Source organism: Serratia sp. AXJ-M, assembly GCF_046531865.1.
Lineage (GTDB): Bacteria > Pseudomonadota > Gammaproteobacteria > Enterobacterales > Enterobacteriaceae > Serratia > Serratia liquefaciens.
This window is the reverse complement of the sequence record NZ_CP059394.1, coordinates 4369125-4391619: the sequence shown is the minus strand read 5'-3', so window position 1 is coordinate 4391619 and position 22495 is coordinate 4369125. Positions and strand designations below refer to the sequence as shown.

Here is a 22495-nt window from a genome sequence, read left to right as displayed (position 1 = left end):
GATCTGAGGGGCGATGCATATACTGCGTGCGGGGCTCAGGATCCTATCTCGAGTGCCCATACTCACGTTAACTTGGTGTACATAGTACATTTCGTGGTGTACTTTGTACCTTAAATGGAGAGGGTGCCAGTGAGTCATGCGCTAGTATTTATTGAGACCCCGATGTTTACGCGGCAGATCAAGCTAATAGCCACGGACGACGAGCTAAAAGAACTCCAGAAAGAACTCATCGAATCACCGGGTAAAGGCGATTTGATACAGAAAACCGGCGGGTTGCGGAAAGTCAGGATGGCAACAGGCCCCCAGGGAAAAAGGGGAAGTGCCAGAGTGATTTACTTTCTGGCGACCAAAGAGGTGATCTATCTGGTGATGGCCTATCCGAAAAGCATTAAAGACAGTCTGACCGATATGGAAAAATCAGAGCTGAAGAAATTAACGAAATTGTTGAAAGATGAGGTGTGACATGAGCTTTTTTGACGATATGAAAACGTCTCTTGAAGAAGCTGTCGCCATTAAGAACGGGGTTAAGTCCCCTGCTAATGTTACGCGTTATGATATCGCAGATGTGAAGGCGATCAGGGCGCAGCTTAATGTTTCTCAGAGCGAAATGGCAAAGGTATTGGGTACCAGCGTTGATACCATTAAGAGCTGGGAAACCAAAAGACGTAACCCAACCGGGCTGGCTGCAAAAGTGTTGGCGGCGATCCAGGCTAACCCCGCTTTCTTCCGTGAGCTTGCCTCACACTAGACGATCTCCGGTGTTCTTATCCACGATGAAAGTGTCTGGGATGAGTAGATCATTACAGTCAAGTAAAGCCAGAAAATTGCTGGGTACACTTAAGCGCTAACAGCCAACTGTTGGCGCTTTTTATTTTCGTATTTTCATACCATTGCAAAGCTTTGCGTACGGCTGCGCAGAACGGGTATTCAGTGTGGAAAGGGGGCTGAGATCTGAGGGGCGGTGCATATACTGCGTGCGGGTGCTCTGGATCTTTCGTCCCGAGCATTCGTAAGGGATAGAAAGAGAAAAGCCCCGTGTCGATATACATCAACCCGAGGCCAACTCTAACGCCAGACAACGTTAGGTTAGCTTCTTACCCGCCGAGAGGCAAGGAGAAGGAGGCATGATGCCGAACAAAGGGAGTGTCCTAAAACTGGTCGTTATTTGTGCCACTGTAATATCACTGGCATGGATAACACGCAGCAAACTTTGTGAGCTGCGGATCCGATCGGGCAACACGGAAGTTGCGGCCATTCTGGCTTACGAATCCAAAAGGTAAGGCAACCCAACGGCGGGAGTATTGCTCCCGCCTGTTGGTTGTTTGAGCGTGGATCCACGAGCACCCATCCGCTAAAAACAAAAACGGCAAGCCAAGGCTTGCCGTTTTCACATTCGATACGCAGGCTTATTTCAGGCCGGCAGCATCGCGCAGCAATTCTGCTTTGTCGGTCGCTTCCCAAGGGAAGTGCTCGCGGCCGAAGTGACCGTAAGCTGCAGTTTCGCGGTAGATCGGCTGCAGCAGATCCATCATCTGGATCAGGCCGTATGGACGCAAATCGAAGAACTCGCGTACCAGCAGGGTCAGCTGTTCGGTAGGGACTTTCTCGGTACCGAAGGTTTCCACCATGATGGAGGTTGGCTCCGCCACGCCGATAGCGTAGGAAACCTGGATCTCACAGCGGTCAGCCAGGCCGGCGGCAACGATGTTTTTCGCCACGTAGCGCGCTGCGTAAGCCGCTGAACGGTCAACCTTGGACGGATCCTTACCGGAGAACGCACCGCCACCGTGACGAGCCATGCCGCCGTAGGTATCAACGATGATTTTACGTCCGGTCAGGCCGCAGTCGCCCATTGGGCCACCGATAACGAAACGGCCGGTCGGGTTGATGTGGTATTTGGTGCTGGCGCTCAGCCATTCTGCAGGCAGAACCGGCTTGATGATCTCTTCCATCACCGCTTCTTGCAGATCTTTCAGAGAGATATCTTCGGAATGCTGGGTGGACAGTACCACCGCATCGATACCGACGATTTTGCCGTCGTCATATTGGAAGGTGACCTGGCTTTTCGCATCCGGACGCAGCCACGGCAGAGTGCCGTTTTTACGGACTTCGGACTGGCGCTGCACCAGACGGTGCGCGTAGGTCACCGGTGCCGGCATCAGCACTTCGGTTTCGTTGGTAGCATAGCCAAACATCAGGCCCTGGTCGCCAGCACCCTGTTCCAGAGGATCGGTACGGTCAACACCCTGATTGATATCCGGGGATTGCTTGCCGATGGCGCTCAGTACGGCACAAGAGTTGGCGTCGAAGCCCATATCCGAATGAACATAGCCGATTTCGCGCACGGTTTTACGGGTGATCTCTTCGATATCTACCCAGGCGCTGGTGGTGATTTCGCCGCCAACCAGAACCATGCCGGTTTTAACGTAGGTTTCGCAGGCTACGCGTGCTTTAGGATCCTGTTCCAGGATGGCGTCGAGAACGGCATCGGAGATCTGGTCAGCGATTTTATCAGGATGTCCTTCGGAGACGGATTCGGACGTGAATAGGTGTTTAGCCATGGTGTTCTTTACCTTGCATAAGACGGGTTAGAAATTACTGCACAGCGCTGGAGATCCGGCATCAAAGCGAAGGGTCTTCTGCTGATGGCGCGAGATGCTTCCTGCAACGCCCCTCAGGCAAAGCCGTTAAGCAGTTTATCAGTTAACCAGTATAGATGGATTAACATCTGGACGTCTATTTTAGGTCAGGCCTTAGCCGGATTGCCAGTATTTTTTTGCCCTTTCGCTCTTTTGCGCAAAGCTTCCGGCGCCATTTTCATCGCTTGAAACAGTTTCCGACAAATTTTCATTTTGCATTTTCCCCGTGTTATCGGTATAAACTGCGCGCGCGGCTCATTTGGTGCACAGTGTGGGGTACGAAGTTGTAAACTTCTGTGACGCCTCCACGGGTGGTCTGATTGTCAGCCGCAGACGCCAACCTTTGGCGTCGCCGCTTCATAGAACGGTCACGTTCTTACACTATTAATAGAGGCTCAGTCGTTCATAGAGGGCGACGTGCGTGGAGGTGGTTGGATTAATGATCCGTTGTCTACCGGTTGTTGGTTCTCAACAGCAGTGCCGTTCTGGCGCACATTCTTCTGCTATTTCCCGTCTTGTCTCTACACCACCTTCCAGGTGTGATAAACACTTGGGCGCTACTCAGGATTCTCGGGCCGGTTAACGGTCGTCTGAAGAACTGAACAAGGGTAGCCTGCAGCCTTCCTGTGGGATGTTTCTTGACCCGATTCACGAGGTTTGAACAGGGTGTCTTACAATTATATGAGTAATAAACCGATCGCTGACCGCGAACGGCAGTTTTATTCGCTGCCGCAAGGGCGGTTTGTTGGGTTGTTCTCGCGGGTTGTAGCTGCGATAGTGGCTGACTGTATCGTCAGTACGCGATGTGAGGCGAGTAATGTCTGATGATCTTTTGATTCACCGTCCGTCAGCAACGGGCGAATCTATATCTTTGCGCTCCATGCAGGAGGTTGCCATGAATGATCGTGATGCCAGCAAGATGCTGCGCACTTATAACGTCGCCTACTGGGGCAACAATTATTATGACGTCAATGAACTGGGCCACATCAGCGTGTGCCCGGATCCGGACGTCCCGCAGGCACGTGTCGATCTGGCCGAGCTGGTGAAGCAGCGTCAAAACGACGGTTTACGCCTACCGGCACTGTTCTGCTTCCCGCAGATCCTGCAGCACCGTCTGCGTTCGATCAATGCCGCGTTCAAACGTGCGCGTGAGTCGTTCGGCTATGAAGGTGGCTATTTCCTGGTTTACCCGATCAAGGTAAACCAACATCGCCGCGTGATTGAATCTCTGGTCAATTCCGGCGAACCGCTGGGGCTGGAAGCCGGCTCCAAGGCCGAACTGATGGCGGTGCTGGCGCATGCTGGCATGACCCGCTCGGTGATCGTGTGTAACGGCTATAAAGACCGTGAATATATCCGTCTGGCGCTGATCGGCGAAAAGCTGGGGCACAAGGTGTACCTGGTGATCGAGAAGATGTCCGAGATCAACATGGTGCTGGAAGAGGCCGAGCGGCTGAACGTGGTACCACGCCTGGGCGTGCGTGCGCGTCTGGCGTCGCAAGGCTCCGGTAAATGGCAGTCGAGCGGCGGCGAAAAGTCCAAGTTCGGTCTGGCAGCCATTCAGGTACTGAAGCTGGTGGAAACCCTGCGTGAAGCGGGCCGTCTCGACAGCCTGCAACTGCTGCACTTCCACCTGGGTTCGCAGCTGGCCAATATTCGCGATATCGCCACCGGCGTACGTGAGTCGGCGCGCTTCTACGTCGAACTGCATAAGCTGGGCGTGAACATCCAGTGCTTCGACGTGGGCGGCGGTCTGGGCGTAGATTATGAAGGTACCCGTTCGCAGTCCGACTGTTCGGTGAACTACGGCCTGAACGAATACGCCAACAACGTGATCTGGGGCATCGGCGACGCCTGTAATGAACACGGTTTGCCGCACCCGACGGTGATCACCGAATCCGGTCGTGCAGTGACCGCGCATCATACGGTGTTGGTATCCAACGTGATCGGCGTTGAACGCAACGAATTCAGCGAACCATTACCGCCTGCTGAAGACGCGCCACGCGCGCTAGAAAGCATGTGGGAAACCTGGCAGGAAATGAACGAGCCGGAAAATCGCCGCTCGCTGCGTGAATGGCTGCACGACAGCCAAATGGATCTGCACGACGTTCATACTCAATATGCACACGGCATGTTGGATCTGACCAAGCGTGCCTGGGCTGAGCAGCTGTATCTGAACATCTGCAACAAGATCCAGCAGCAGTTGGATCCGAGCAACCGTGCACACCGCCCAATCATCGACGAACTGCAAGAGCGTATGGCTGACAAGTTCTACGTCAACTTCTCACTGTTCCAGTCGATGCCGGACGCCTGGGGTATCGATCAGCTGTTCCCAGTACTGCCGTTGGAAGGCCTGGATAAGCCGCCGGAAGGCCGCGCGGTGCTGCTGGACATCACCTGTGACTCGGATGGCACCATCGATCACTACATCGACGGTGACGGCGTGGCGACCACCATGCCAATGCCACCGTACGATCCGGAAAACCCGCCGGCGCTGGGCTTCTTTATGGTTGGCGCCTATCAGGAGATCCTCGGCAACATGCACAACCTGTTCGGCGACACCGCCTCGGTTGACGTGTTCGTGTTCCCTGACGGTACGGTAGAAACCGAGTTGTCCGATGAAGGCGATACCGTTGCCGATATGCTGGAATACGTGCAGCTTGACCCTACCGCACTGTTGGCCAAGTTCCGCGATCAGGTGAAAGAAACCGATCTGGACAGCGAACTGCAGGCGCAGTTCCTGGAAGAGTTCGAAGCCGGTTTGTACGGTTATACTTATTTAGAAGATGAATAAGTAGAGCGCTTCTGAAAGGCCGGGCATCCAACGGATGTCCGGCCTTTTTTATACCCTGATGCCAAATCACAATGTCAGGCACCCGTAAGGGCAACGGTCACACGACGGTAGGATTCAGGGTATATACTGGCTAACGACGAGCAGCCGATATGATGATGCGCGCTCTTGAAGCGCGAGCGAAATGCGGCGATAATCTGCTGCATAGGCAGTACTGAAACAGATTTCGAATGGATCCCTTTCTCGTCGGGCTAACGACGCGGGAGGGATTTTTTTTTGCCAGCGTCTGTGTGATTTTTCAACAGGCGAAACGTTGAAATATGAGGGTTTACTATGAGTACCTTAGGCCATCAGCCCGATAATTCCTTAGTGTCCAATGCTTTTGGTTTCCTGCGCTTTCCGCTGAACTTTATGCCTTACGACAGCGATGCAGAGTGGGTCATCACCGGCATTCCATTTGACATGGCAACCTCCGGCCGCGCCGGTGGCCGTCACGGTCCGGCGGCAATCCGTCAGGTTTCCACCAACCTGGCTTGGGAAGGCAACCGCTGGCCGTGGAACTTTGACCTGCGCGATCGTCTGAATGTCGTCGATTGCGGCGACGTGGTGTTCAACTTCGGCGATGCTCAGGACATGAGCGACAAGCTGCAGGCGCACGCGGAAAAACTGCTGAAAGCCGGCAAGCGCATGCTCTCCTTCGGCGGCGACCACTTCGTGACTCTGCCGTTGTTGCGCGCACACGCCAAACATTTCGGCAAACTGGCACTGGTGCACTTTGATGCCCATACCGACACGTATGCCAACGGCAGCCAATACGATCACGGCACCATGTTCTTCCATGCGCCGAACGAAGGCCTGATCGATCCCACTCGCTCAGTGCAGATCGGCATCCGTACCGAGTTCGACCATGACAACGGCTTCACCGTACTGGACGCGGCACAGGTTAACGATCGTAGCGTTGACGATCTGCTGGCTCAGATCAAACAGATCGTCGGTGATATGCCGGTTTATCTGACCTTCGACATCGACTGCCTGGATCCGGCATTCGCACCGGGTACCGGTACGCCGGTCATCGGCGGGTTGACGTCCGATCGTGCGTTGAAACTGGTGCGCGGCATGCAGTCGCTGAACATCGTCGGTATGGACGTGGTAGAAGTCGCCCCGGCGTATGACCAGTCCGAAATCACCGCGCTGGCTGCGGCGACCCTGGGTCTGGAGATGCTGTATCTGCAAGCGGCTAAAAAAACCAAATAAGTTCCTAATAGTATTAACAGGCGGTTATGGGCGGTAAGCCGAGTCGCTTGTAACGGTACCATAGAGAAATACACACAACCGGTATCTATATACCCTATGGATTTCAAGTCGCAGCTAGGCACCCAGCTCGCTCATCCCCAGGAGCTTACTTTTGTAAGTGACTGGGGTGGGGGAGTGCAGGTAACAACGCTGTGACTTGAAAGACGACGGGTATGGAGAAAACATGCTGACCAAGCCTTCCACACGTCTTAACAAATATATTAGCGAGAGCGGCATCTGCTCTCGCCGCGACGCCGATCGTTATATCGAACAAGGCAACGTTTTTATCAATGGCAAGCGCGTTACTCTTGGCGATCAGGTATTCCCAGGGGACGTCGTCAAGGTCAACGGTCAGCTGATTGAGCCTCGTAACGAAGACAACCTGATCTTTATCGCGCTGAACAAACCGGTCGGGATCGTCAGTACCACCGAAGAGGGCGAGAAAGACAATATCGTCGATTTCGTCAACCACAGCACCCGTATCTTCCCGATCGGACGCTTGGACAAAGACTCGCAGGGGCTGATCTTCCTCACCAATCACGGCGATCTGGTGAACAAGATCCTGCGTGCGGGCAACGACCATGAAAAAGAATACCGGGTGACGGTCAACAAACCGGTCACCGACGACTTTATCCGTGGTTTGGGTGCCGGCGTGCCAATGCTGGGTACGGTGACGAAAAAATGCAAAGTGAAGAAAGAAGCGCCCTTTGTGTTTCGCATCGTGCTGGTACAGGGGCTGAACCGTCAAATTCGCCGCATGTGCGAGCATTTCGGCTATGAGGTCACCAAGCTGGAACGCACTCGCATCATGAATGTGAGCATGGCAGGTTTGCCACCGGGTGAATGGCGTGATTTAACCGACGACGAACTGGTCGAACTGTTTAAGTCGATAGAGGGTTCCACTTCGGAGGCCAAACCGGCGAAGAAAGCCAAACCGGCAGTGAAAAAACCGGCCGGCGGCGGGGCGAAAAGCGCCGACAAACCCAGCAACAGCGCGCCTGCGCGCAAGCGCTTTGCTCAGCCGGGTCGTAAAAAGAAAGGGCGCTGAGGCCCGGTAACATAAATACGGATCGGGGCGCATGTGCGCCCCGACTGCTTTACGCCCGCCTGGCTTCTCGCGTCATCCGCATCCGGCCAAACAGAATACAGCCCGCCAACAGCGTTACTAGCTGCGACACCATCAGCACCGCAAATCCTGAAGACACCTTGCCCTGGCTAGCCATCACCATGCCCATAATCATCGGCACAAACGCCGAAAACATATTGCCGATGCCGTTAATCAGTCCGTAGGCGCTGCCGACCGCCTGCGGCTGCGCATAATGTTGCAACAGAGTTGGGATCGCTGCCCCCTGAGCCCCCCAGCAGGCATTGGCCGCCAGCAGGAAGAAAGCAATCCAGCCGAACTGATGACTGTGCATCACGCCATAGATACACAACGCAGTTGTCGCACCGCCAAAGGCGAAAATCAACGGTGCCTGATAGGGGCGAATGCGGTCAAGCAGCACGCCGCCGAGATATTTGGAGGCGATGCTGACGATAAACGGCAGCGAAGCCATCCAGCCCATTTGTTTGATGGAGAATCCTTTCTCGTCGGTCAGGTAAGCCGGCAGCCAGGAGCTGGAGCCCCACAGGTAGCTCAGGGTCGCGATCTCGATCAGCATGATCCAACCCAGCATCGGGGTATGCCAGGCCAGGGCGAAGGTGTGCCAGACACGGCTCAGAACCGGCTGAGGATCGACGGCGCTCGGCGGTAACGAGCGCGGATGGATAAACAACCGCACCAGCGCTAGCCCCAGCAGCAGGTTGATCAGCGCCAGCAGATAGAAAGAGACCGCCCAGCCGAAGTGCGCCATCAGGAAACTGACCAGCGGAAAGCCTATCACCAGGCCCAGGGAAACGCCCAATGTGCTGACGGCATTGGGTTTACCGCGCTCATCGGCGGCGAAGTGATCGCCGATGTACATGGTTTTCAATGAGAACAGCGGCCCTTCGCTGACGCCAAGCAGTGCGCGTACCGCAAACAGCAGCAATAACGACCCCGCCAGCGGTGAGGCGGCAGTCAGTAGCGCCCAGAGCACAATGCTGAGCGTCAGCGCGCGGCGATAGCCCATCAGGGTTTCCAGAAAGGGCGTCAGCAGCATGGCGGAAAGCCCGTAACCGAGCAAAAACACCGTCATCAGCATGCCCTGATGCGCACGGTTACCGTCGAGCTGAAAGTGTTGCAAGAAGTCGGGGTTTACCAGCATCACGGCAATATTGACCCGATCGGCATAGGCGATGACGATCAAAAACAGCAGGGCCACAACCCCGAACCAGCGTTGACGTTGTTGCACAATGCGCTCCATGTAAGCTCCTTTGGCGGGCGAATAACGAATTTAGACAGCAGTAAACTAACCCGCTGATTTCACAGTGATGAAAAGCAGGTTTGAGTCGTTTTTATGTAAATTTATTGTTATCAAAAAGGGTGTTTCAGACAGCGAGATAGCACTTTTACTCGCATTGCATCAGCCAGATCAACGTCTTTTTATCCATGAATTAGTGATAGAAAGCACAGATTTCATCAGTTTTTCATATCGGTGCATTTTTTCGTGATCCTTCCCGCATTTGTCATGTTTAAACAACTTTCCATTAACAATTGCCGCTTTGCTCTCTTGACGAAAGTTTCACCAGACTTATAGTGAGTGTATTAAATAAGAAACTGAGTTTCATATATGAAACAATCAGATAGAGGACAAAAGCAATGAGCTGGACGAAAGTGTGCGAAGTGTCTCAGGTGAAAGAAGATTTTCCTTTCTCCGCCAACGTGGAAGGGAAAGAGGTCGGGGTGTATCTGATCGACGGCAACTATTACGCGCTGGAAGACGTTTGCCCACATGCCTATGCCTTGCTCAGCCAGGGGTTTGTTGATGACGGCAAGGTCGAATGCCCGTTGCACGAAGCATTGTTCGACGTACGTACCGGCCAATGCCTGCGTGAGCCAGGCGGCCGCGATCTGCAAACCTATGCCACCCGGGTGATCGACAATCAAATCCAAATCACCTTTATTGCGGAGGAGTAATCATGCAGCACATCACCGATTTCAATCCCTGGCTGCCGGACACCCAACAGGTGATCCCGGCGCGCGAAGGCGGCAATGGCCAAATCCATCAGCCGGGCCAATTTCAGAACGTCATCTGGCAAACCCGCGCTCGCGTACCCGACGGTTTCGAGACCGCGTTGGTCACGGCGCTGGAAGAGATCTTCGATCAGGGTGCAGAAGAGCTGGAGCAGATCGTCAGCGCCCTGAATCAGCGTCGCCTGTTCGATCGCAATGGCCAGCCGTGGAATGAGACGGCGTTCCGCGAATTCCTTCACGTTAACGGTTTCTGAGCAGCATCCGGGAGAAGACAATGACAGCAAACACAACATCCTCCGCACAGACCTTACAGGACTATCTCGACCAGGGGCTGCGCGGCATGTGGTATCCGGTGCTGGCCAGTTGGGAAATCGGCAATAACCCGGTGGGCATTACGCGTCTGGAGCAACAGATTGTGGTGTGGCGCGACGGCGACGGCGCGATCCATGCGCTGGAAGATCGCTGCCCGCATCGCGGTGCGCGCCTTTCCATGGGCTGGAACCTGGGCGATCGCATCGCCTGCTGGTATCACGGCGTGGAAGTGGGCGGCGACGGTACGGTAAAAGACGTGCCGGCGGTCGATCGTTGTCCGCTGGTGGGGCAGAAATGCCTGCGCTCTTACCCAGCCAAAGAAGCCTACGGTGCGGTGTTCCTCTATTTCGGCGTGACGGCGGATGAAGAGCCGGCTGAATTGACCTTCCCGCCGGAACTGGCGGACGAAGCGGCCTACAGCAACTTCCTGTGCACCGCCAGTTGGGACTGCAACTACCAGTACGCGCTGGAAAACGTGATGGATCCGATGCACGGCACCTACCTGCATTCGTCCTCGCACTCGATGGCGGAAGGGGATCGCAAGGCGGACATGGCGCTGGAGCCGACCGAAAACGGTTTCATCTTTAAGAAGAATGGTCAGATCGGCGTTAACTTTGACTGGGTGGAGTTTGGCAGCAGCGGCGCCTACTGGATGCGTTTGTCGATCCCGTACAAAAAGCGCTTCGGGCCGGGTGGTCACTTCTGGATCATCGGCATGGTGGTGCCGGAAGATAAGGATCACTGCCGGGTGTTCTTCTGGCGTATCCGTAAGGTGAAAGACTGGCAGCGTGACATGTGGCGGTTTATGTATCGCAACCGCCTGGAATCGCTGCACTGGGACGTACTGGAGCAGGATCGTATCGTGCTGGAAAATATGGCCCCGAACGCGCGTGGCCGCGAGTATCTGTATCAGCATGATGTGGGGTTGTCTCGCTTGCGCCGCATGATGCAAAAAGAAGCGCAGAAGCAGCTGGCGAAGCTCAGTGAGCTGGAGGCGGCGCAGTGAACGGCTTGCTGACGGGAAAACGCATTGTGGTGACCGGCGCGGCGCGCGGGCTGGGGCGGAGTTTCGCCGCAGCCATCAGCGAGGCCGGTGCCAGAGTGGTGATGTGCGATATTCTGGCGGATGAACTGGCAGACAGCGCCGCGAACCTGCGCGAGCAGGGCGCACAGGTTGAAACGCAGGTGATCGATTTGGCCGAACCGGCGTCGATCAGCGCGGCATTCACCGCCATTGCCGAAGGCGGTGCGATCGACGGGTTGGTGAACAACGCGGCGCTGGCTACCGGCGTCGGTGGCAAAACCATGATGGAATACGATATCGATCTGTGGGATCGGGTGATGCAGGTCAACGTACGCGGTACCTGGCTGGTGAGTCAGGCAGCGGTACCCCTGTTGGCGCAAACCCCACATGCCAAGATCGTTAACGTGGCTTCGGATACCGCACTGTGGGGCGCACCGCGCCTGATGGCTTACGTGGCCAGCAAAGGAGCGATCATCTCCATGACCCGCTCAATGGCGCGTGAACTGGGTCCGCAGGGGATTTGCGTGAACGCAATCGCACCGGGACTGACGCGGGTAGAGGCCACCGAATACGTGCCCGCCGAGCGTCATCAACTGTACGAACAAGGGCGTGCATTGGCCGGGGCACAGCACCCTGACGACGTTAATGGCTCGGTGCTCTACCTGCTGTCGCCGTTGGCGAATTTCGTGACCGGCCAACTGTTGCCGGTTAACGGCGGCTTTGTTTTTAACTAATCAACCTTTAGCCAGGAGCAGCACATGGCGGACGATCAAGCGTGTAAATATCTGATCCCAGGACTGGATCGCGGGTTACAACTGTTGCTGGCGTTTGGCGAGCAGCATAAGGAAATGACTTTTGCCCAATTGCATCGCCTGGTCGACATGCCAAAGGCTACCGCCTATCGCGTGGTGCAAACTCTGGAGCATCTGGGTTTTCTGGAGCGCAACCCACGGACCAACACCTTTGCGCTGGGTATCAAAGTGCTGCGCCTCGGCTTTGAATATATCGCTTCTCTGGACGTTGCCCAGGCCGGTCAGCCGGTGATAGAGCAACTGCGCGATCGCAGCCAGTGCAGCAGTCATCTGGCGATCCGTGATGAGCGCGACGTGATCTACATCGCCCGCGTCAGCGCCGCCGGTTCGCAAATCAATCAGGTCAGCGTTGGCACCCGCCTGCCGGTGCACCAAACCTCACTGGGCCGCATGCTGCTGACCAGCGCTACCCGCGACGAATTCGACCAGCTCTATCCGCAGGAACAATTGCCGGGCAGCGGTCCGGGGACCCCGGCAGATCGTGAAGCGCTGTGGCAGATGGTGCAGCAGGATAAGGCGCGCGGCTATGTGATTGGCGAGTCGTTTTTCCGCCATGGCATCTCTTCGATCGTCTATCCAATCTTTAACCGCGAGCAGCGGGTCGAGGCCGTGGTCAGCATTATGGTGCCGTTCGATGAGATCCCAAAAGCAGATCGCGAACGGCTGCGCATGGAAGTGCGTGACGCCGCAGAGAAAATCTCCGGCTTTCTGGGCGCGCCGCCGCAGGCTAACGTCGGCTAACTGACAACCCCTTGTTTTCGTAGGGGGGCTGCAAGCCGCGTTCGCATTAATCGGGGCGACTGTATTCGTCCCCTACCAATGAATCAGGCAGGGATAAGGCTCATGGCAAACAGGGGCCGGGGTTTGTCATGCCTGAAAACCGCATTCAGCGAGAACGTGAGGCACAACAATGAGCGTAATCGGAATCGAAAAACTGGAATTTGGCGTCGAAGATCTGCCAACCTGCGAAAAATTCATGCAGGACTTCGGCCTGCAGGCGGCACAACAGCACTGGGGCGAACGTCAACGTGAATTCACCACCCTGAGTGGGGCGCGCGTGGTGCTGCATCCGTTGCAGAGCGAGACCTTGCCGGCGGCGTTTGAGGGCGGTTCGACTCTGCGCCGCATGACCTGGGGCGTGGGCAGCCCGGCGGAATTGGCCGCTTTGCAGCCGCTGTTGGCGCAGATGCCGGGCTTCCGTCAGGTGGGGGAAGAGCTGGAGTGTATCGATCCGAACGGTATGACGCTGCGCTTTAGCGTCAGCCAACAGCGCGAAGTCGATTTACCGGTATCACCAATCAACCAATGGGGTGATGTGCGCCGCATCGATCAGCCCAGCCCGGTATATGCGCAGGCACAGCCGATCAATATTGGCCACGTGGTGTTCTTCGTCGAAGATCTGGCCGCCACCGAACGTTTCTACCGTGAGGTACTGGGCTTCCAGGTCTCGGATCGCTATATCGATCGGGCAGTGTTCCTGCGCACTCAGGCGCGCGGCGGGCATCACAACCTGTTCCTGCTGAAATTGCCGAATCGTCCACGTGGCCTGAATCACGTAGCTTTTACCGTGCGCGACATCCACGAGGTGATCGGCGGCGGTATCGCCATGAACAAAGAGAAGTGGAGCACCTTTATCGGCCCCGGTCGCCATCCGATTTCCTCAGCCTATTTCTGGTACGTCAACAGCCCGACTGGCGGCGCGTTTGAGTACTACACCAACGATGACTATCTGACTGAAAACTGGCAGCCGCGCGAGCTGGAACACTCGCTGGTGTCGTTCACCGAGTGGGCGGTGGAAGGGGGGATCGACCACGATACGCGCCGCCAGCAGAAAAAACCGGAGGCGCTATGAGCCAGCCAGAAGCGGCGGGGATCGTCATTATCGGCGGTGGCCAGGCTGGCGGTTGGGCGGCGAAAACGCTGCGCGATCGTGGCTATGCGGGCCGGCTGACGGTGATCAGCGACGAACCCTATGACTTTTATGAACGCCCGCCGCTTTCCAAGGCGGCGTTGCTGGACGGCGAAGCGCCGCTCAGCCGATTGTTCAGCGAACAGGTGGTCGCCGGGTTGAATCTCAACTGGTGCCGGCCGTTACGTGCCGAATCCATTGATGCAAAAAAACAAATCGTCAGCCTCAGCGACGGTCGGCAGCTGCAGTTTGATCAACTGCTGATTGCCACCGGTGGCCGACCGCGCCTGCCGGACGCCCGTTGGGCCAGTCACCCTCGGGTGATGACGCTGCGTTCCTGGGATGATGCGGCGAAGCTGCGTCAGGCGCTGCAAGGATGCCGTCGACTGGCGATCGTCGGTGGTGGCTGGATTGGGCTGGAGATTGCCGCTTCGGCGCGGCGCCTCGGTGCTGACGTGACGGTCTTTGAACGCCAGCCGGCGCTGTGCATGCGCAGTGTCGGCGCGGATGTCTCCCTGGCGCTGCTGGAATTGCATCAACAGCAAGGCGTGACCCTGCACTGCGGCTGCGGTGACATTCAGCTGGAAGATCGTGACGGTAGCGCCTGGATCGGCAGCGGCGTCAGCGATCCTCAGCCGTTTGACCTGGTGGTGGTGGGGATTGGCGTCGAGTTGAATCTGGAACTGGCGCGCAGTGCCGGGCTGAAGATTGACGTGGGGATCGTGGTTGACGGCCAGGGGCGCACCAGCCACCCGGCGATTTTCGCCGCCGGCGACGTGGCGCGTCACCCGACGCTGGGCCTGTGCCTGCAGTCCTGGGCCTATGCGCAGAATCAGGCGATCAGCACCGCTTGCGCGATGCTGGACGCCTTTGCCGCCCCTTACGATGACGTGGCCTGGCTGTGGTCGGATCAATACGATGCCAATATCCAGATCCTCGGCGTGCCGACCGGTGGCGTGCACCATGTGGTGCGGCGCACGCCGCAATCGCAGGTGTTCTTTACGTTAAATGCCGATCGTCAGTTGGTGCAAATGGTGGCGTTTAACGACGCTCGTACCATCAAGCTGGGCAAACGCTGGCTGGCCAGTGGGCGCGTGCTGGAACCGCAGCAGTTGGCGGATGCGGAGTTTTCTTTGATGGCGTTGAAATAACGCCCGTAACCTCGGGAGCGTTTCATGACTACGCAAGAGATTGACGCCCGCGCTGAACGGGTGGGGGATGCTGTTGCCGAAAATCCGCAGCAACGAGTGCGCTGGTCGGTGCCCATCGCGCTGTTTGCCTGCGTGCTGCTGGCGTTTTTCGACAAGATCAGCATCGCGGCGCTGTTTTCCGATACTGAATTTCAGCAGGCGCTGGGCATCAGTTTTGACCCGGCGCGGCTGGGGTTGCTGATGAGCGCGTTTTTGTTCTCCTACGGCATCTCTTCGATGTTGCTGAGCGGAATTGGCGACCGCTTGAACCCGGTCAAGGTGCTGATTGGCATGATGGTGGTGTGGGGCGTACTGATGGTGCTGATGGGCATGACGCGCTCTTATCACAGCATGATGACGCTGCGCATTTTGCTCGGCATTGCCGAAGGTCCGCTGCTGCCAATGGCCTACGCCATCATTCGCCAGGCCTTCCCGCAGCGCCTGCAGGCACGCGCCACCATGTTGTGGCTGCTGGGTACGCCATTGGGCGCCGCGCTCGGCTTCCCGGTCACGCTGTACATCCTTAACACCTTTGACTGGCAGACCACCTTCTTCTTTATGGCGTTCCTGACGCTGCCGGTGATGCTGCTGGTGCTGTTCGGCATGCGTCATCTCAACGTGTCACGCCCCGCGGCGGCTAGCGTTTCCAAACCGGCTATTGCCGAACGTAAACAACATCGCCATGAGCTGCTGCGCAATCCGCATTTTTGGATGATCTGCCTGTTTAACATCGCCTTCCTGACCTACCTGTGGGGCATGAACGGCTGGCTGCCGAGCTACCTGATCAAGGGCAAAGGTATTCATCTGGAGCACGCCGGTTATCTGTCATCGCTGCCGTTTATCGCCATGCTGCTGGGCGAAGTGGTCGGCGCCTGGCTGTCGGACAAACTGGATCGTCGCGCGCTGGCCTGTTTTGTCTCGCTGTGCGGCGCCGGGCTGGGGCTGGCCGTGGTGCTGCAGCTGCAGGGCACCTACAGCGTGATCGCCGCCATGGCTTTCAGCACCTTTATGTGGGGGGCCGGTGCGCCAAACATCTTTGCCCTGCTGGCGAAAGCCACCAGCAGCAAGGTCAGCGCCACCGCCGGCGGTATTTTTAACGGATTGGGCAATTTTGCCGGTGCGCTGGCACCGGTGCTGATGGGGGCGCTGATCGCCGCCACCGGCAACATGGATAACGGCTTGCTGTTCCTGGTGGTGATGGCCCTGATCGGCTGCATCATTCTGCTGCCGTTGCTGAAGAAGTATTGATTTAACCGTTTGATTCAACAGAGGAGTTACAACATGTCCCAGGTTGAGAAGCAAGCCGGCGTCAAGCCGCAGGATCAATCGATTGAGCATTGGGTGGAATCGCGTATCGCCCGCTTTGAAGGCCGTAAATATGACTGGAACGCGTTGAAGTTCCAGGCCGATTACGACCCGAAATACCGCCGTGCGCAGATGCGCTACATCGGTACCGGCGCCACCGGGGTAGCCAGCGACACCAATACCATTCCGGCAGGCAACTTCACCTTCTCCACCATGGTACTGCCTTCGAAGTGCGAGGGCCCGCTGCACCTGCACGATGACGTGGAAGAGGTGTTCTTTATGCTGAAGGGCAGCATCACGCTGATGATCCAGGACGGTAGCGAATATTACGAAACCAAGCTGAAAGAGCGCGATCTGATCTCGGTGCCGGCCGGAGTCTACCGTGGGTTGTTCAACCACGGCGAAGAAGAGGCGTTGATGTGCGTGATGCTCGGCACCGCCAAACCGGAAACCCCGACCTACCCGGCTGATCACCCGTTATCCAAAGTGAAACGCAACTGATGAACGGCCTGGCGCAACGTCAGCAGGCGCGCTGCGGGGAGTTTACCCTGAGCTGGCGCGAGGCGGGTCACGGTCGCCCGGTGGTGTTGCTGCACGGCATCAGTTCCGGTTCGGCTTCGTGGATCAAGCAGTTCAATGACTCGGGGCTGGCCGACGGTCATCGCTTGCTGGCCTGGGACGCCCCAGGCTACGGCGGCAGCCTGCCGCTGACGATCAGCGAGCCGGATGCCGCCGCCTACGCCGCCGCGCTGGCGGCGCTGGTGGCGCACTTGCAGTTGGAGCAACCGCTGATCGTCGGCCACTCACTCGGTGCCTTGATCGGTAGCGCCTATGCTGCCGGTTATCCCGACGGATTATGTGGGCTGGTGCTGGCGGATCCGGCGCAGGGCTACGCCAACGCACCGCTGGAGAAACGCCAACAGGTTTATAGCCAGAGAAAACAGATGATTGAGCAGCTTGGGCCGCAGGGCTACGGCGAGCAGCGGGCGGCGGCGTTACTGCGTGAAGCTGCGGATCCCCAAGATATTGCCTGGGTACGCAACGGCATGCAGCAGCTGGATCCCGAGGGGTTTCTCAATGCCGCCTGGATGCTGGCCAACGACGATATCGGCCGCTATCTGGCGCAGTACCGCGGCCCGTTGCAGGTGTGGTGCGGTGACTGCGATCGGATCACGCCACCGGAAGCGGCGGCGATGCTGGCGCAACAGCAGGACGCGACACTGCGCCTGATTGAGGGGGCCGGGCATGCCAGCTATCTCGATGCGCCGGGGCAATTTAACCGCTATCTGCAGGATTTTACGGGAGCAATTCAACCATGAATTTTCAGCTTGAGAAACGGGTCGCGGTGGTCACCGGCGGTTCGTCGGGCATCGGTTTCGAAACCCTGCGTCTGCTGCTGGCGGAAGGCGCGAAGGTGGCATTTTGCGGCCGCAATCCGGACAAACTGGCCGGTGCCGAAGCCAGCCTGCGCCATGAGTTTCCGCAGGCGGAGATCCTGGCACTGTGCTGCGACGTGCTGGATGAGTCGCAGGTAACGCAGTTTGCCGCCCAGGTGACTGCACGCTTCGGCGGCGTAGATTTGTTGATCAACAACGCTGGCCAGGGGTTCGTTGCGCATTTTGATCAAACGCCGCGCACCGCCTGGCTGCATGAGGCGGAGCTAAAGCTGTTCGGCGTGATTAACCCGGTGCAGGCATTTTTGCCGGCGTTGGAGCGTTCGGATATCGCTTCCATCACCTGTGTGAATTCGCTTTTGGCCTTGCAGCCGGAAGAACACATGATCGCCACCTCGGCAGCGCGTGCGGCACTGCTCAACATGACGCTGACGCTGTCGAAAGAGCTGGTGGACAAGGGGATTCGCGTCAACTCGATCCTGTTGGGCATGGTGGAGTCCGGCCAGTGGCGCCGCCGCTTCGACGAGCGCAGCGATAAAGATCAAAGCTGGGAGCAGTGGACGGCGGCGATTGCCGAACGACGCGGCATCCCGATGAAACGCCTGGGAAAACCGCAGGAGCCGGCACGGGCGCTGTTGTTCCTGGCTTCGCCTCTGGCGTCCTTTACCACCGGGGCCGCGCTGGACGTCTCCGGCGGCTTTAACCGCCATCTTTAACCGCAGAGGCTGAAAAGATGAAGAAGATCATGATGATTGGTTACGGCGCAATGGCCACAGAAGTGCTGTCCCGCCTGCCGGACGGGGTGAGCGTTGGCTGGATTGTCGCGCGTGCGGCTCATCATGCGGCGATTGCCAACGCCTTTGGTGGCCAGGTGCAGGCGTTAACCCACCCCGACCACTGTGCTGAAAAACCGGATCTGGTGCTGGAGTGCGCCAGCCAGCAGGCGGTGGCGGAGTTCGGTGAGGCGGTGGTCACGCGCGGTTGGCCTTTAGCGGTGATCTCTACCGGCGCATTAGCGGATGCCGCGTTGCAGCAGCGTTTGCAGCAAGCCTGTCGGCAGCATCGGGGCCAGGTGATCGTGCTGTCCGGTGCGGTGGCGGGCATGGACGGCTTGGCGTCGGCACGTGAGGGCGGTCTGGACAGCGTCACTTATCAGGCGTGTAAAAGTCCGGCCAGCTGGCGCGGCAGTATGGCAGAGCAATTGATTGATCTCGATGCGGTAAGCGAGGCGCAGGTGTTTTTCGAAGGCTCGGCACGGGAGGCGGCGCGGTTATTCCCGGCGAACGCCAATGTAGCGGCAACCATTGCGCTCAACGGCCTGGGAATGGACGCCACCCGGGTGCGGTTGCTGGTCGATCCCGCGACCCGACGCAATACCCACCGGCTGCAGGTGTGCGGCAATTTCGGTGAGTTTCACATTGAGCTGAGCGGCAACCCGCTGGCAAGCAATCCCAAGACATCAACCCTGGCGGCGCTGAGCGCGGTACAAGCCTGCCGCCGTCTGATCGACGGTGGTTTTATTGCCTGAACGGCAGGAGCGAGTATGGAAAGGTTAAAGATTTTTGTGGCTGGGCGTTGGTGTGAAGGGCGTGGCGATGAAATGGCCTCGCAGTTCCCGGCCGACGGCAGCGTGAATGCGCGGCTGCGTGCCGCCAGTATTGAAGACGTCAATGATGCGGTAGCCGCGGCTGAACGCGCCTGGCGGGCCCCCGAGTGGCGTGGGCTGGTGCCGCATCAGCGAGCCAACATTCTGTACCGCGTCAGCAACCTGATTATGGCGCAACTGGAAGAGTTGGCGCAGCTGCAGACCCGCGACAACGGCAAACCCCTGGCGGAAACCCGTGGGCTGGTGGCCAGCGCGGCGGCGACGGCTCGCTACTTTGCCGCTGCCTGCGAGGTGCTGGAGGGCGAACTGCCGACCCAGCGCAGCGCGGAGATCATGACGCTGAGCCAGTATCAGCCGCTGGGCGTGATCGCGGCCATTACGCCGTGGAACTCGCCAATCGCCAGTGAAATGCAAAAGGTGGCCCCCGCACTGGCGGCGGGCAATGCGGTGATCCTCAAACCGGCCGAAGCGACACCGCTGATGGCGCTAAAGCTGGCGGAACTGTTTGAGCAGGCAGGCCTGCCCGCCGGACTGCTTAGCGTGCTGCCGGGCAAAGGCTCGGTGATTGGCGAGGCGCTGGCGCGTCACCCGTTAGTGAAAAAGATTTCTTTTACCGGGGGGACCAATACCGGTCGCCATTTGGCGCATATCGCCGCCGAGAAGCTGATCCCTACCTCGCTGGAGCTGGGCGGCAAGTCACCGACCATCGTGCTGGAGGACGCCGATTTGGAACAGGCGGCTCGCGGGATCTGCTACGGCATTTTCAGCTCCGCTGGCCAGGCCTGCATTGCCGGCTCGCGGCTGTTTGTGCACCGCTCGCTATATCAGCCGCTGCTGGCGCGCCTGAGCGAGCTGGCGGCCGGGCTGCGGGTCGGCAATCCGCTGACGCCGGGCGTGCACCTCGGCCCGCTGATTAACGACAAGCATCGCCAAAGCGTGGCGGATTATGTGGCGCTGGCGCAGCAAGAAGGCGGCCGGGTGGTGATAGGCGGCGAAGCGCCGGCCGATCCGCTGCTGGCCGGCGGCAGCTATTACCTGCCAACGATTATCGAAGGGTTGAGTAACCGTGCCCGCGCTTGCCAGGAAGAGATTTTTGGTCCGGTACTGGTGGCACTACCGTTCGATAACGAACAACAGTTGATCGAGCAAGCCAACGATTCGGTGTACGGGTTGGCCGCCGGGATTTGGAGCCGGGATTTCCCGCGGGCGATGGCGCTGGCGGAACAATTGGAAACCGGCACCGTGTGGATCAACACCTACAAAACATTCTCTATTTCTACGCCTTTCGGCGGTTTCAAAGAGAGCGGTCTGGGCCGCGAAAAGGGTCTGCACGGCATCAAGGCCTATATGCAGCAGAAAAGCCTTTACCTGGCGCTGAGCCATCAGGCGAACCGCTGGAGCGATTAGCTTTGAGCGACGGTGCGTACCCCCTACAACGAACACAATAAGAAGGCAGATGATGAGCGATAAAATAACGGTTGGCGAGGCGATAGCCCGGACTCTGGAACAGTACGAGGTGTCGGCGATGTACGGCATCATTTCGATTCATAATCTGCCGATTGCCGATGCGGTAGGGCAACGTGGCAACATCCGTTTCGTACCGGCGCGTGGCGAAGCGGGCGCGGTCACCATGGCCGATGCCCACGGCCGTTTCTCCGGTCTGGGCGTAGCCTTGACCAGCACGGGCGCGGGGGCCGGCAATGCGGTCGGTGCCATGATCGAAGCGCTGAATGCCAACACGCCGTTGCTGCACATTACCGGCCAGGTGGAGAAGGCCTATCTGGATGCCGACGCCGGGTTCATTCATGAGACCCGCGATCAGCTGGGTTTCCTGCGCGCCTGCTCCAAACGCGCATATCGGGTCAACTCAGCGGAACAGGCGGTGGCCGTGATCCAGCGGGCTATCCTCGATGCGCAGACGGTGCCTTGTGGCCCGGTGGCGGTCGAGATCCCGATCGATATTCAAAGTAGCCTGGTTTCCAGTTCGGTGCTGAGCCAGCCCGTGGCGCCTGCGCCGCTGCCGGCGGCCAGTGACGAGGCGGTTGAGCGCCTGTATCAGCGGGTGAAACAGGCCAAACGCCCATTGCTGTGGTTGGGTGGCGGTGCGCTGGCCTGCGCCGATGCGGTACGCAAACTGGCGGATGCCGGCATGGTGGTGATCTCCAGCACCCATGGGCGCGGTATCCTGCCTGATAGTCATCCGCGCAGCCTGCGTGCGTTCCACAACTCACCGAGCATTGAGGCGATCCTGACGCAGTGCGATTTGACGCTGGTGGCCGGTTCACGCTTGCGCAGCAATGAGACGCGTACCTGGACGTTGCCGCTGCCGCGCCCGCTGGTTCAAATTGATATCGATCCGGCGGCGGCCAACCGCAACTATCTGGCCGACGAGCAAATCAACGGTGACTGCGGCGCCTTGCTTAACGCGCTGGCTGCTCGTTTGAGCCCGGGTGAAAAAGTGAATGCCGAGTGGGATGCCGAGATAGCCACGGCGATACAGCAGGCGGAAAGTGCGCTGCGCCAGCAGTCGGGAGAGTATGCAAAATTGAACGACGCCATCGCCGCTGCGTTGCCGCAGGACGGTCTGTTGGTGCGTGATATCACCGTTTCCGGCAGCGTGTGGGGCAGCCGTTTGTTCCGCGCCATTTCGCCGCTCTGCAACATTCACTCGCTGGCCGGGGCGATTGGCATGGGTCTGCCAATGGCGATTGGCACGGCGATCGCCAACCCGCAGCGCAAGGTGGTGGGGCTGGTCGGGGACGGGGGGCTGGCGTTAGGCCTGGGCGAACTGGCAACCATGGCGCAGGAGCAGGCCAATATTACCCTGTTGATCATGAACGACGGCGGTTACGGCGTGATGCGGGGCATTCAGGACAAGTATTTTGCCGGCCGTCAGTATTATAACGAACTGCACACTCCCGCATTTACCCAGGTTGCCGAGGCGATGGGGCTGAAGGCGTGGAAAGTGGACAGCGCGGCGCAGTTCAACGGCGTGCTGGCGGAAGCGATTAATTATCCGGGGCCGTCGGTGGTGGAAGTGGATATGAACAGCATTGGGCCGCTAACCTTCGCCGGGCCACCGCAAAAGACATTGTACTGATGAAA

23 protein-coding genes are annotated in these 22495 nt (G+C 58.1%); 21 read left to right on the top strand and 2 right to left on the bottom strand.

Going from position 1 to position 22495, the window contains the following annotated elements:
- Positions 1 to 129 precede the first annotated feature (129 nt).
- The 3 genes from H0S68_RS20555 (at position 130) to H0S68_RS20545 (ending at position 1280) form a co-directional block, all read left to right on the top strand.
- Positions 130 to 462: a type II toxin-antitoxin system RelE/ParE family toxin gene (locus tag H0S68_RS20555; protein WP_046372667.1), complete on the top strand. Its 333-nt coding sequence runs from the start codon at positions 130 to 132 to the stop codon at positions 460 to 462.
- 1 nt (position 463) lies between these two features.
- Positions 464 to 748 (top strand): NadS family protein, encoded by a 285-nt coding sequence (nadS, locus tag H0S68_RS20550; RefSeq protein ID WP_046372668.1) that lies wholly within the window; start codon positions 464 to 466, stop codon positions 746 to 748.
- Positions 749 to 1127: 379 nt separating this feature from the next.
- Positions 1128 to 1280 (top strand): Hok/Gef family protein, encoded by a 153-nt coding sequence (locus H0S68_RS20545; protein WP_041415673.1) that lies wholly within the window; start codon positions 1128 to 1130, stop codon positions 1278 to 1280.
- A gap of 126 nt (positions 1281 to 1406) precedes the next feature.
- On the opposite strand, the gene metK is transcribed toward H0S68_RS20545, so the two are convergent.
- On the bottom strand, positions 1407 to 2561 hold the full coding sequence (metK, locus tag H0S68_RS20540) for a methionine adenosyltransferase (protein ID WP_020828554.1): 1155 nt from the start codon (positions 2559 to 2561) through the stop codon (positions 1407 to 1409).
- A gap of 759 nt (positions 2562 to 3320) precedes the next feature.
- Here metK and H0S68_RS20535 point away from each other — a divergent pair.
- The 4 genes from H0S68_RS20535 to rluF all read left to right on the top strand — a co-directional run bounded on the left by H0S68_RS20535 (position 3321) and on the right by rluF (position 7771).
- Positions 3321 to 3464, top strand: coding sequence for a virulence promoting factor (locus H0S68_RS20535; RefSeq protein ID WP_115058053.1), 144 nt, complete (start codon positions 3321 to 3323; stop codon positions 3462 to 3464).
- A complete protein-coding gene (gene speA / locus H0S68_RS20530) occupies positions 3457 to 5433 on the top strand; it encodes a biosynthetic arginine decarboxylase (RefSeq protein WP_041414938.1) in 1977 nt (658 codons plus the stop codon). Before H0S68_RS20535 ends, speA begins: the two co-directional genes overlap by 8 nt.
- A 330-nt stretch (positions 5434 to 5763) precedes the next feature.
- On the top strand, positions 5764 to 6684 hold the full coding sequence (speB, locus tag H0S68_RS20525) for an agmatinase (RefSeq protein WP_044553357.1): 921 nt from the start codon (positions 5764 to 5766) through the stop codon (positions 6682 to 6684).
- A gap of 223 nt (positions 6685 to 6907) precedes the next feature.
- On the top strand, positions 6908 to 7771 hold the full coding sequence (rluF, locus tag H0S68_RS20520) for a 23S rRNA pseudouridine(2604) synthase RluF (RefSeq protein WP_020828550.1): 864 nt from the start codon (positions 6908 to 6910) through the stop codon (positions 7769 to 7771).
- Positions 7772 to 7820: 49 nt separating this feature from the next.
- On the opposite strand, the gene H0S68_RS20515 is transcribed toward rluF, so the two are convergent.
- Positions 7821 to 9068, bottom strand: coding sequence for an MFS transporter (locus H0S68_RS20515; RefSeq protein ID WP_130016760.1), 1248 nt, complete (start codon positions 9066 to 9068; stop codon positions 7821 to 7823).
- 395 nt (positions 9069 to 9463) lie between these two features.
- On the opposite strand from H0S68_RS20515, the gene H0S68_RS20510 reads away from it, so the two are divergent.
- From H0S68_RS20510 to H0S68_RS20445, 14 genes are all read left to right on the top strand, one after another.
- Positions 9464 to 9781, top strand: a complete 318-nt coding sequence (locus tag H0S68_RS20510) for a non-heme iron oxygenase ferredoxin subunit (protein ID WP_020828548.1) — start codon at positions 9464 to 9466, stop codon at positions 9779 to 9781.
- 2 nt (positions 9782 to 9783) lie between these two features.
- Positions 9784 to 10092, top strand: coding sequence for a recombinase-like helix-turn-helix domain-containing protein (locus tag H0S68_RS20505; protein WP_044553351.1), 309 nt, complete (start codon positions 9784 to 9786; stop codon positions 10090 to 10092).
- A gap of 20 nt (positions 10093 to 10112) precedes the next feature.
- Positions 10113 to 11156, top strand: a complete 1044-nt coding sequence (locus H0S68_RS20500; protein WP_128865418.1) for an aromatic ring-hydroxylating oxygenase subunit alpha — start codon at positions 10113 to 10115, stop codon at positions 11154 to 11156.
- The gene (locus tag H0S68_RS20495) at positions 11153 to 11908 is read left to right on the top strand and encodes an SDR family oxidoreductase (protein ID WP_217331559.1); all 756 of its coding nucleotides are present in this window, start codon (positions 11153 to 11155) and stop codon (positions 11906 to 11908) included. Before H0S68_RS20500 ends, H0S68_RS20495 begins: the two co-directional genes overlap by 4 nt.
- Before the next feature lie 24 nt (positions 11909 to 11932).
- The gene (locus H0S68_RS20490) at positions 11933 to 12727 is read left to right on the top strand and encodes an IclR family transcriptional regulator (RefSeq protein WP_020828544.1); all 795 of its coding nucleotides are present in this window, start codon (positions 11933 to 11935) and stop codon (positions 12725 to 12727) included.
- Between the two features lie 169 nt (positions 12728 to 12896).
- Positions 12897 to 13838, top strand: a complete 942-nt coding sequence (locus H0S68_RS20485) for a VOC family protein (RefSeq protein ID WP_115058058.1) — start codon at positions 12897 to 12899, stop codon at positions 13836 to 13838.
- Positions 13835 to 15046 (top strand): NAD(P)/FAD-dependent oxidoreductase, encoded by a 1212-nt coding sequence (locus H0S68_RS20480; protein ID WP_130016759.1) that lies wholly within the window; start codon positions 13835 to 13837, stop codon positions 15044 to 15046. Before H0S68_RS20485 ends, H0S68_RS20480 begins: the two co-directional genes overlap by 4 nt.
- 24 nt (positions 15047 to 15070) lie before the next feature.
- Positions 15071 to 16333: an MFS transporter gene (locus H0S68_RS20475; RefSeq protein ID WP_046372673.1), complete on the top strand. Its 1263-nt coding sequence runs from the start codon at positions 15071 to 15073 to the stop codon at positions 16331 to 16333.
- Between the two features lie 33 nt (positions 16334 to 16366).
- Positions 16367 to 16891: a cupin domain-containing protein gene (locus H0S68_RS20470; RefSeq protein WP_020828540.1), complete on the top strand. Its 525-nt coding sequence runs from the start codon at positions 16367 to 16369 to the stop codon at positions 16889 to 16891.
- Positions 16891 to 17709: an alpha/beta fold hydrolase gene (locus H0S68_RS20465; protein WP_262255784.1), complete on the top strand. Its 819-nt coding sequence runs from the start codon at positions 16891 to 16893 to the stop codon at positions 17707 to 17709. Before H0S68_RS20470 ends, H0S68_RS20465 begins: the two co-directional genes overlap by 1 nt.
- A complete protein-coding gene (locus tag H0S68_RS20460; protein ID WP_020828538.1) occupies positions 17706 to 18500 on the top strand; it encodes an SDR family oxidoreductase in 795 nt (264 codons plus the stop codon). Before H0S68_RS20465 ends, H0S68_RS20460 begins: the two co-directional genes overlap by 4 nt.
- A gap of 17 nt (positions 18501 to 18517) precedes the next feature.
- Positions 18518 to 19312, top strand: coding sequence for an aspartate dehydrogenase (locus H0S68_RS20455; RefSeq protein WP_115058061.1), 795 nt, complete (start codon positions 18518 to 18520; stop codon positions 19310 to 19312).
- Between the two features lie 15 nt (positions 19313 to 19327).
- Complete coding sequence (locus H0S68_RS20450) at positions 19328 to 20797, top strand: aldehyde dehydrogenase (protein WP_020828536.1); 1470 nt, start codon at positions 19328 to 19330, stop codon at positions 20795 to 20797.
- 52 nt (positions 20798 to 20849) lie between these two features.
- Positions 20850 to 22490 carry a thiamine pyrophosphate-binding protein gene (locus tag H0S68_RS20445; protein ID WP_046372677.1) on the top strand — a complete coding sequence of 547 codons (1641 nt, stop codon included), beginning with the start codon at positions 20850 to 20852 and terminating at the stop codon, positions 22488 to 22490.
- The last annotated feature ends 5 nt before the right edge of the window (positions 22491 to 22495 follow it).